Annotated in this window: 7 protein-coding genes; all 7 read right to left on the bottom strand. The window is 44.5% G+C overall.

From position 1 onward, the window contains the following. Window positions 1-48: 48 nt before the first annotated feature. The 7 genes from FAI41_07915 to FAI41_07885 are packed head-to-tail and all read right to left on the bottom strand — an operon-like array spanning window position 49 to window position 10,748. Complete coding sequence (locus FAI41_07915; GenBank protein ID QCE33506.1) at window positions 49-2,745, bottom strand: AsmA family protein; 2,697 nt, start codon at window positions 2,743-2,745, stop codon at window positions 49-51. 12 nt (window positions 2,746-2,757) lie between these two features. Then, window positions 2,758-3,735: an RluA family pseudouridine synthase gene (locus tag FAI41_07910; protein QCE33505.1), complete on the bottom strand. Its 978-nt coding sequence runs from the start codon at window positions 3,733-3,735 to the stop codon at window positions 2,758-2,760. Window positions 3,736-3,766: 31 nt separating this feature from the next. After that, window positions 3,767-5,134 carry a replication-associated recombination protein A gene (locus FAI41_07905; protein QCE33504.1) on the bottom strand — a complete coding sequence of 456 codons (1,368 nt, stop codon included), beginning with the start codon at window positions 5,132-5,134 and terminating at the stop codon, window positions 3,767-3,769. A 30-nt stretch (window positions 5,135-5,164) separates the two neighbouring features. Next, window positions 5,165-8,644, bottom strand: coding sequence for a hypothetical protein (locus tag FAI41_07900; protein QCE33503.1), 3,480 nt, complete (start codon window positions 8,642-8,644; stop codon window positions 5,165-5,167). A 58-nt stretch (window positions 8,645-8,702) separates the two neighbouring features. Further along, window positions 8,703-9,416, bottom strand: a complete 714-nt coding sequence (locus FAI41_07895) for a hypothetical protein (protein ID QCE33502.1) — start codon at window positions 9,414-9,416, stop codon at window positions 8,703-8,705. 24 nt (window positions 9,417-9,440) lie between these two features. Continuing rightward, on the bottom strand, window positions 9,441-10,292 hold the full coding sequence (locus FAI41_07890; protein QCE33501.1) for a hypothetical protein: 852 nt from the start codon (window positions 10,290-10,292) through the stop codon (window positions 9,441-9,443). 30 nt (window positions 10,293-10,322) lie between these two features. Then, window positions 10,323-10,748 carry an EVE domain-containing protein gene (locus FAI41_07885; protein QCE33500.1) on the bottom strand — a complete coding sequence of 142 codons (426 nt, stop codon included), beginning with the start codon at window positions 10,746-10,748 and terminating at the stop codon, window positions 10,323-10,325. Window positions 10,749-10,842 lie beyond the last annotated feature (94 nt).

Raw genomic sequence — 10,842 nt, 5'->3', positions numbered from 1 at the left:
CTTTTGAAAAATTCAAAAGCCCTTTTTCGTTTTCATTCTTTGGAGAAATTACAGGCCTAAGATCCGCAATAAGCCGCTGGCAACTTTTTCTCCTTTATTGTCGCCCTCTGCTTCTTTGGGTTCAGGGCCGGGAATGCCCATTCTTGCTGCGGAAAGAAGAGATTTGCAGTTATCGCTATTATTGCCACCGCCAAGTTGCAGACCTAAGGGGCCGCCACTTGCACGTAAGACAACCGTTTTTAAATCGCCAAACTCGCCGCTGACTTCTAATGGTGAATTGACCACCTCGCCCGCATAACTCATTTGGGGATTCAAACGCAGATCAAGGGATTGCTGAAGAGGCGAAATCCAACCATTTCCCGTAAGGCTTAAATGATTTGCCTCAAAACCAAAGGCAGAAATATCCCCACGACCATTATTAAAGCTTGCCGCCGCAGCCGCACAGCGCAGTGGAATGTCTTTACTTCCCAGCTTAAAGATCGCTCTCAAAGGACCCGCCAAATCCACTAAAATCTGACGTTTAAGAGAACTGTCAATCGTGGACGCCCCAAGTTTACCTGTCAGAGTTGAAAGGATAGCATTGAGATCATTTCCCTGCCCTTCCAGATGTCCAACCAATTCGGAAGCGCCTGAAAGGATAGCCGGAGCCCCAAAAGTTTCAAAGAGAAGTTGAGACGGCAAAATCATTGGACTGGCTTGCATCGAAAAATGATAATTTTTATCCTGTTTCGTAACGTCTAAACGACCAGAAAGCGCCTGATTATCGCCAATCCCTTTTGTGATTTCAAAATGTGTTGCGCCATTATGCGAAATTAAATGCGCTGCTAAATCGTGGTAAGAGACATCATCAACAGAAAAATCTTTAGCCGTTAAGGTAAGATCTGCTGATGTTGCCGAAGCATTTGAAATAGCACTTTCACGTGCAGCTTCCATCACTTTGATCGTCTCATCATCAGATTGCATATCTGAGGCTTTGGGTGTCGCTACGGATGCCCTTTTCTGAGAATCTAATTTTTTTCCTATCGCTTTAAGGTTCCCTGAAATGAGGTGCGCTTGAGCAATATCAAGCGTTCCCCCAAGCTTCCATTGCGCCGATCCATTTTCAGGGCCAGCGACAAGCTCTGTCTGAAAGCTTAATTCATCACTTGAAAAAGAACCATTATGAATAAAGGCATTCCATTTTTTATCGCCTAAGGAATGGGTAAAATGGAAATCTCCCGACATGGAAACCCCATGAAGAATGGAAAGTTCACGTCCAACATCATCCGCCAAAGACCAGCCGCCTCCAAGAGCGACAACGGGCATTGCCGGAGAAACACCCGACAGCGATCCCGATATTTCTGTTGGAGACACCGTTCCCGAAAGATGAAAACCTGCTGGAATATCCCTATCAGGATTTTGCGCATTTTGTTGCGCCGTCGCTTTCATTGAGCCAGGCCTTACCGAGAGCTCATAAATATTTTCATTTTTTATAGGAAGAGATGAGAAAAGATTTGCTGGCAATGCAAGATGAATCTGCCAATTTCCTCCCTTGCCCTGCGTTTCTGAATCGATAAGCAGAGAAGGCTGTCCCTCATCTAAATGAAATTGCAGATTATTTATCTGAAGATTTCTCAAAATAGCACTGGAAGCCGCTTTTCTAACAGCCTCTCCAGCATCTTGAGATAAACGATCTGCCATCTCCGACAAAAGGGAAATCTTTGAATGTGCAATGTTCATATCTATGGCAGAAAGCATCACAATCGGCTTATCATCGTTCCTGACCAAATGAAAACTGGCTTGCCCTGAAAGGTCTTTTAGAGCAGGCACCGAAACTTCAGGATAAATTCTTTTGAAATCTGAAAGAGATTGCAAATCTGCCCTGACAAGTAATGTACTTTGTCCGCCATCACCCAAAAATGGGATCGTCCCGTCAACAGAAAGAAAATCTTCTTTTGCCGTCAACTTCGCCGTTTGACGGTGTGGAAAGGTGAATTTGAGAAAGAAAGGCCATGGCGGGCGTTTCCCCGGATCTGTATGCGCAACGAGCAAATCAGGAATTTCAGACAAAGCGCCGGAATGCCCTTCGACCGCCCAAGCCTGTCTTTTCCCTGCAATTTCTGGAGATTCGATAAAGAAAGACGGATGTGCAGAGGCAATATGATTAAGTTCTAAATTTTTAACCGGCAAAGTACCCGCAACGGGGGCATCTCCCGGACGCACAACCGTATTTTTCCATTTAATTAAACTGTCATGCAGCGCAATTTTGCCAATAGAAATTTTAGAATGCGTTAAAAAAGGCGCATTGATCAATGCCGGAGAGACTTCCTGCGAGGTTACCGCATTCACATTTTCAGTCGTCTGAGACGATTTCTGCCAAAAAGAAGGTTTCCCCTTCATAGCCATTCTGATCTGTAACGGGTGACCATCATAAGCAATGATTGCCCGGTCCAAGGTCAGCGATGGAATGTTCATGCCATAACCCAGCAAGGTCATTACGGAAAGTTTAGCATATGTTTTTTCCGCACTGACAAGAGGGATTGCACCTGGAATGCCCCCTTCTAAATTATGAATTTCAATCGCAGGTCTCGGAAAAAGGGTCATTTCAACATGGCCTGCATGCCATTCCAAACCTGTAGATTTAGATAAAGAAGTCTGTAACCCATCCCACAATGTCTCTGGATTAACAAGACGCCCCCCCTCAAGCCATAGGCCGAGAACCGATAGTCCTAACAGACCAAACCCAATCGACTTTGCCTTCTTCATCTCATCTTCCTTTTATTTTTCCCGCCTTGGCTTTGGCGTCTGCCCGGCGCAAAATCCAAGCTGTTTAAATGTGTCAACCATGTGCGGCGGTAGCGGAGCCGTCACCTGCAAGCGCCCCCCTTTAGGATGTGGAAAATCTAAAAACCGTGCATGCAAATGGAGCCTGTCAATAAAACCATCTTGATGCGCCTTTTCACCACCGTAGCGAGGGTCTCCCAAAATTGGTGTTTCAATGACTTCACAATGCACCCTTAATTGATGCGTCCGGCCTGTCTCTGGTGAAAGTTCCAGCCATGCAAATTTTTTACCGGCATGATCCAATGTCTCATAAAAGCTGACAGCATATAATGCGCCCTCTTCCTTTAAACGAACAGGTGCCATGATAGAAGCCGCACCCGCACCAATTTTTGCCAAAGGCTGATTAATTTTTCCGGCAGGCACTTCAGGACGCCCGACAACAACTGCCCAATATTTTTTCTCAACCTCACGCTGCCGAAAAGCCTCCGCAAGCGAGGCAGCAACGCCCGGTGTTTTTGCAATGAGCAAAACGCCGGAAGTATCTTTATCCAAGCGGTGTACGAGACGGGGGCGCACCCCATCCTCTGAAACCATCGCATCCAGCATCAAATCAACATGCTCTTTAAGACCTGTTCCGCCCTGTGTTGAAAGGCCAGAAGGTTTATTCATCACCGCCAAATATTTATCTTCATAAATCATGAGTTTTTTAGCACGTTCTGCCAGCTCAGGATCTATTGTCTTCGTTTTATCCCTTGTCCCGAATTCCCGCTTAATCTGAGGAATTTTTACCTCATCCCCTTCTGAGAGACGTGTTTTCGTCTCTGCTTTTTTGCCATTCACACGAATCTCGCCCTTACGGCAAAATTTTTGAATTGCGCCCTGAGGAAGATCTGGGAAATAACGTCTGACCCAACGATCTAAACGAATATTTTCCTCATCTGCGATAACTTTTTTTATTTCTGGCTCTGCCATGTTCTCTTTTACTTTCACCCTTGGAAAAGGATTATTCTCTTCCTGATTGTCGCCGCGCTTGATCTTGTAAAAACGCTCGGCGCTCTTCTAAAATATGTAAACGCTTATTAATTTCAACTTCATACCCTCGTGAGGATGGGGCATAAAAACGTATTCTTGCCATCTCATTAGGAAAATAATTCTGACCTGAAAATGCCCCTTCCTGGTCGTGATCATACTGATAACCTTCGCCATATCCAACCGCCTTCATTAAGTTGGTTGGGGCATTGAGAATATGGGGCGGCGGCATCAGACTTCCAGTCTCCCTTGCAACGGCTCTTGCCTGTTTTAACGCCTTATAAACAGCATTCGATTTTGGCGCTGTTGCCAAATGAACGATAGCCTGTGCCAGTGAAAGCTCCCCCTCTGGACTTCCCAGACGTTCATACGTTTCCGTTGCAGCAACCACGAGCGGAAGAGCACCCGGTGCCGCCTCACCCACATCTTCACTCGCAATGACAAGAAGGCGGCGGGCAATATAACGTGGATCCTCTCCCCCCTCGATCATTCTGGCATACCAATAAAGCGCAGCATCCGGATCTGAGCCTCTAATCGATTTATGGAAGGCTGAAATAAGATTATAATGCTCCTCCCGGCTTTTATCATAACGAAGCGCACGCCGGGAAAGATTCTGCTCTAATGCTTTGACATCTAAAGGATGATCTTGCGGAAATAAAAAAACTTGTTCTGCGAGATTTAACAAATACCGTCCATCACCGTCCGCCATTTCAATTAAACGCTTGCGAGCATTTTCATCCAAAGGCAAAACCTGTTCTTGCAAAACCTCTGCGCGTTGGAGCATTTTCTCCATGGCATCAGCACCTAAAGCCTTCAGCACCAGAACCTGACAGCGTGATAAAAGCGCCGGATTTAAGGCAAAAGACGGATTTTCTGTTGTGGCTCCCACCAGCGTAATCAGTCCATTTTCGACATAAGGTAAAAACCCGTCTTGCTGTGCTCGGTTAAAACGATGAATTTCATCGACGAAGAGCAATGTGCCCCGTGAAGCACTTTTTTCAGCCTGCGTGAAAACTTTTCTTAAATCGGCAACGCCTGAAAATACAGCAGAAATTTGAACGAAATCCAAACCACTTCTTTCTGCCAATAAACGTGCCAACGTTGTTTTTCCACATCCCGGAGGCCCCCATAAAATGAGACTTGGTAAAAACCCTCTACCCAGCATTCGGGTAATACGTCCTGCTGTCCCAAGAAGATCTTCCTGACCGCAAACCTCTTCCAGCACTCTCGGACGCAAACGGTCTGCCAAAGGCTGGCGTCCAGCTTTTGTTTCTTTGCCGCCTAAAAAAGATTCGGAAGAAATTTTTGATCCATTATCCGCCTCTCCAAACAAATCATTCATCTCTTTTTACTCCTCATCTTTGCAGGCTTATTAGATATTCGGATTGGCAATCTTCCTTAAAATTCCCGGCAATAACATCATATAAGGGTTCAAATTAAAATGAGGTTGCGGCAGTTCGCCGTCAAGGGTATATCCCATAGCCAAAATGCCGCTCCCTTTTTGTGGCGAAAAGATATACCCCAAAATACTTGGCAAATGCCCCGGTGAGCTATTCCAATAATAATAAGGAGAAACCGTTCCGCCGAGATCAATTTTGTCTTTTTTTAAGTTGATATTGCCCACCATAGTGGCCGTGAGAATATCACTTTTTCCCTGAACATTTCCAAAACCGATAATACCGTCCTGAACGGAAATCGCCCCGTTAAGGGAAATCCCTGTTAAATTCCCATTCACATGCTTCCAATGGGTCGGACTCAAAATTTTAGCAAGCAAAACGGCCGTTAAAGAAGAATGCCAATCCATTCCCTCAAGTGAGATTTTACCAGCATAAGGCGGCAAACCTAAGCCAAGTCCCTCTGTATGAATCATTGCCGTGTTTGGCTTCTCCTCCCTTTTAAACGGTAGCGGATCTGCCACGACATCCTTTTTCCCATGTCGAGATTTTTTATCATTTTTTCGATGTTTTCCAACATCAATCAAGAGAGGATCACTTACGCTGGCAAGTTCAATCGCTGGCGCAAATTTTCCAGAAATACTCACCTTCCCACCTTTGAGCGCATCATAAATTTTCCCCCAAGCCAGCCATTCCCCCAAATGATCTGTGCCGCCTTCGAAAAAATGTTCCTCCTGATTTTTAAGATTATGGGAAACTTTGAGAAAGGCATGGTACGGTTTCTCAATCTCAATATCAGCCCTTTTTAAATGCCCCTTATTCCAATTAGCTAAAATGCTCCAGGGCCCTAAAATGCGTCCCTGCCCCAAAAAGGCCTTTTCAACCCTAAGATCAATATCCCAATTCCCCTTAGGCAAGAGAATACGGCCATTTTGCTGTTTCATTACCGGCTTGGCCATTTCAGGAATTTTTTGCCCCTTGAGCGTATCCTGTACTTCCGTGGAAGTCTTTTTTAAAAAAAGCTCTAAATCAATCTTGGAAGCCCGTAATTTGAGGAAATATTTTTGCGATTTCTTTTGAGAAGAGGAAGATAATGTTGCACCTTCCTCTTTTATAAAGGGCCATTCAAAACGGAATTTTCCCTCATTTTTACCAATTTTAAAATGCGAAACATCCACCCCTTCAATTTGGTGATTGCGCAATAAACTATTCGCTTGAATTTCAATTTCAGGCCCATAGGCGGCAACATCTGTAATGGAGGCAAGATCGCCATCTTGCCAAGAGGCATGCAAAGAGCCACCCGCCGGAATATGCTTTGCCTTATGCCAGAGAAGGCTTTTTACAGCAGCATTCTTCATATCCAAATGCAGCATCATATTCGTCTCATTATGGTCTTTATCTGCGTAAGGCTGTGCAATCTCAACCGCAAGCTCGCCTCTGCCTGTGACCTGTTCTGCAGAAATCGGAATCCCTATTTTATGTAGAAAATCCTGATTCACCGCCGTATGGAGATAAATTTTCAACATTTCCTGACCGGGCTTATTTGCCGTTAAATCATTATATAAATCCATTTTTACGGGAATATTACGCACCAACGCATTCGCCTTTACGGTCAAATCTTTATTTCTGGCATTTAAAACACCATCAAAATGCTTAACCTGACCAATTCCACGTAAGTTTGCGGCAAGATCATGTGTTGTCACTTGCGTTTCAAAAAGAATATCATCTGCCTTTACCCAAGGTGCAAAAGGAAGATCTAGCATGATCTGTCCTTCAAATGTCCCTTTCGGCGTACGGTAATATTTTTTAAAGCGTTTCAAAATCGGCAAACAGTCACGGCTTAACATTTCAACCAGTTTCGGGGCTGAACCTGAAAGATTTAAGTCAATCTTTCCTGCAATTTGATGTTCATGTACGGTCACACCCCTGATCGCAACGGAACCTTTGGAAAGATTGACCGGAGAGCCAGGGGTCTCATTAATCGACCCACCTGACATTTTTACAAGCACATTATCTGCATCTAAAAATTTAGCAGAAACACCGACGCCCTTAAATGGCGGCATCCCGTCAAGCCAATGCACCGTGACATTTTCAGCCTCAAGATTACCGCTCATCTCTTGCACCTTAAGATGATCGAACCCCTCATTTCCTGATAAATCAATATTTAACGTGAAATGATGCGCCTGTCCCCTCGTCAAATTTTCAATAATCCACGCTCTCGCACCATTTGCGAGACCAAGCGGCCACAATGTCGGCAAAGAGGCCAGATTAAAATCTGGCAAATTGCCATGAATGGATAAAATTGTTTTTTGAGGAAGAAGGAGATTATCCAGCCCCAAAGTTGCCCGCAGAGATTCTTTTGTTGGCTTCCCAAAAGAATCAATCCAAACAACATCCAAGGGATCAATTTCAGCCTGAAGCTTTCGGTAATTTTTTTTCCATGCCACCTTGCCTGCACCAGAAGCTTCGGCGACCTGCATTTTTGTACCATCAGGTTGCTTGTAGTAACCTTGGCCAACTTGAAACTGCAGGGCCAAGTGACAATTTTTTAAACCGAGCGCACAAAGAATAGGCTCACCTGAAATCTGGCTTTTAAACGGCAGATGAATTTGATCCATAAGGGGCAGAATATTAGCAAAATCTTGTGGCGCAGGAATATCAATATCCATTTGCCAATCTTGTAAATCTTGATTTTCACCCGCTTCTCTTTTTCCAGAAATAATGGCAGTTTTTCCGCCATCTTTGGCAAAAATACCAAAATGACCTTCCCATCTGCCAATCGCATTATTTTCTGAAAAATTTTGTAAATTCAGATCCGGAATCTTTATCTCAGCTCTTTTCCCGTCTTTTTCCACCATGAGCGCCAGAAAAAGATTTTGCATCTTTAAAGACTGAAAGAAATCCCGATCAAGAAAGCTCAAATCAATCATTTTAGAAGGATTGGGATTACGATGAACCCCCGGAAAATCAAGGATGATCTCCCCTTCTTTTAATTTCTTCAGCCCGAGTGCCAAACCATCCGCCTCTAGACTGGTCACCGCAATTTTCCCTTTAGAAAAAGGCGTAATAGCGATTTTTCCAGCTATTTTATCAAGATGGTCAATCTCTTTTTCCTCAAGATCAACGAGCTTTACCCCAGAGAGTGAAAACGCAATCTCTCCAATATCCTGATTGAAAAACCAGTCTCTAAAATGCGGCAGAACCCATTGGATTTTCAAATTATCCCAGACTTCTTTGCCGACTGCATGTTTTTTCTGAGCTGAAAAATCCCCAACATCATTGAGATAGAATGTCCCAACAAAGCGCTTGGCAAGCCCCGTCATATCCACAGGACGAAGCGAGAAACACAGAATAAAAAGGGAAACAAGGATCCCCTGAATCGAAAAAAAAGCAGCTAGGAAACAGCCTAACCACCAGAAAAGCTTTTTAAGCTTTTGAGACATTATTTTCTTTTTCATTCTAAAGGGCAATTCTCAATGGGCGACGGATGTCCATAAAGCTCTTTTTATCTTTCTACTAATCATTCTTTTCGTTCGGCGTTTGTGCGACACCCGGCACATCCGTCTTCGGCGCCCGGATATTATGATAATCACTGGGAATGTCAAAACTTGAAGGCGGCAAAGGATGATAAGAAACGCTCAAAGCCTCAAGTTTTCCACTTGTTCCTTCGGAATCTGCCCCCTCTTGCTGTAAAATCAAACCATCTTCTGTCACACAGGCATTCGCATGACCATATTTAGAAGTAATGTCCCATTCTCTGCAGGTAACATTGGCAATTTTTTTTGCCCCCTTAGGTACATAATGCATCTCCAAATCAAGAAAAAAGGGACTTCTCAAGCCATGTAGGGGCCGCATCCCGAGATAAAAATGACGCTCTTTATTGAGATAATAAACTTTCTGTCCGGGACGATCTAAAATCGTAATCCCAACAGAATCGAGCTGTTCAATACGAAGCTTATCCCCGCTTCCTGAAAAGAGAACCTTCACCTCATGCGGCTCTGATTTACCTTTTACATGAAAACGATAAACAATTTCTGCGTCTTTGGAAGGGGATAAGGTTGGATGAATTCCCGGTAAAGATTCCTCTTCTGCGGAAGAAAAGGGAGTAGAGGGAGATTCTTCTGGGGATTGCGGTATAATCAGCGCCTTTGCCGGCAGTGCCAGCATCAAAGCGCAAGGCACCAAAAATATGCCTGTGCGTTTCCACCAAAATAATTTCTGAAAAGCCAATAGCCGCCCTTTCCTTGGATAGACTTAGGATTTAGGCGCAACACCTGCAAATGCAGCTGCCATTTCCGCGGCATCTGTTGCGGCCGGCCCATAAATACGTTCTAAACGGCGAACTGTAAAATGCGCCCGAGCCAAAGCACGGTAATGATTTAAAAAGGCCGTATTTAAAGCCGCACCGCAAAGGGCTCCGGCAACCGGCACCATCTGAATAGCTGTCTTGCGTGAAAGGCTGATCCCGTAATGCCCTGCAACTTCTGCGATTAAAAAGACCAAAGGCTGCCCCCGCAACAAAGCTCTTGCTGCGAAATAATTGATTTCTTCCTGACCGCCTTTCTGTGCAAAAGAGCGCAGTCCAAAAACTTCCAAACAGGCTCTGCGGGTTCCCTCTTCTGAAAGATCCTCCCCTTCTTGACGGGCAATGGCGGCAATTTCACGCATAATCACAAGCGTTGAAAAAGTAAGATCCGGAAGCATCGCCGGTAATCCGCCAAAACCGCCGAAAGCACCGGAAACAGCCATTGCACCACGGGCAATGTTCCCCTCTCCGAAAGAGGAGATGAAATTACTTTTAATCTCCTCCTGCTTATTTTCCATGCCGAAAGATGCAACATGAAATGCCGTTTCTAAAGTCTTTTCCGCTGCTTTTTGACATTTTTCAGCAAAGCCGGGAGTCAGGCGCAACCCTTCTGCGCCGAGACGCATCAGCTCATTGATAGAACCGCCCATTAAACCTGATATGCGACCAATCAGACCCTTTCCCTGCTCTAAATCCGCAAAAACAGATTCAAGCAACGCATTATCCTGTGGAGACAATTCCCCCCATGCAAAAGAAACCGTTGGTAGAAAAGGTTTGTCTTCGCCTGTCTGTTGTTTCATCTCTCTTCTCCGATTTTTTCTCAAAATGGTCTAAATTTGCGTCTCACCTAAGAGGCAGATCCGATCAAATTCCTCTTTGGTTAATTCTGCAACGGAAAGACGGCCTTGCCTTAAAAAATCAGCATTTTCCAAAACGGAATCCATCTTCATCCATTTTAATGCAACAGGATTTTTAAAGCTTTTAACCGTTTTGACATCAATACAAGGCCATTTCCCTTCGGAATCTGTCGGATCGGGATAGGTTGCGCTCGCCACCTCGACAATGCCGACAACGCTACGTTCTTTGCCTGTATGATAGAAAAAACATAAATCGCCGACTTCCATTGCATACATATTTTTTCTGGCCTGAAAATTACGAACCCCATCCCACGGCTCTATGCCAGCCTTAAGTTGCTCATCCCAGCAAAAACAATTTGGTTCGGTTTTTAACAGCCAAAACCGAGAAGAGGATGACATTTTTTTTATTTTTTCAGCACTCATTGCTTAATTTTTCCTCAAAGGGCGTTTATTCTCCCATTATACGCAGATGATTTCATACTGGAAAAGGATT

It is taken from the genome of Acetobacteraceae bacterium, from assembly GCA_004843165.1.
In the GTDB taxonomy this organism is placed as follows: Bacteria; Pseudomonadota; Alphaproteobacteria; order Acetobacterales; family Acetobacteraceae.
Note: the sequence above shows the minus strand (reverse complement) of the source record. Positions and strands in the feature narration are given on the sequence as shown.

Excerpts from the sequence above, each read along its gene's own strand:
- FAI41_07915 (QCE33506.1), bottom strand. The coding sequence starts at position 2,745 with ATGAAGAAGGCAAAGTCGATTGGGTTTGGTCTGTTAGGACTATCGGTT.
- FAI41_07910 (QCE33505.1), bottom strand. The coding sequence starts at position 3,735 with ATGGCAGAGCCAGAAATAAAAAAAGTTATCGCAGATGAGGAAAATATT.
- FAI41_07905 (QCE33504.1), bottom strand. The coding sequence starts at position 5,134 with ATGAATGATTTGTTTGGAGAGGCGGATAATGGATCAAAAATTTCTTCC.
- FAI41_07900 (QCE33503.1), bottom strand. The coding sequence starts at position 8,644 with ATGAAAAAGAAAATAATGTCTCAAAAGCTTAAAAAGCTTTTCTGGTGG.
- FAI41_07890 (QCE33501.1), bottom strand. The coding sequence starts at position 10,292 with ATGAAACAACAGACAGGCGAAGACAAACCTTTTCTACCAACGGTTTCT.
- FAI41_07885 (QCE33500.1), bottom strand. The coding sequence starts at position 10,748 with ATGTCATCCTCTTCTCGGTTTTGGCTGTTAAAAACCGAACCAAATTGT.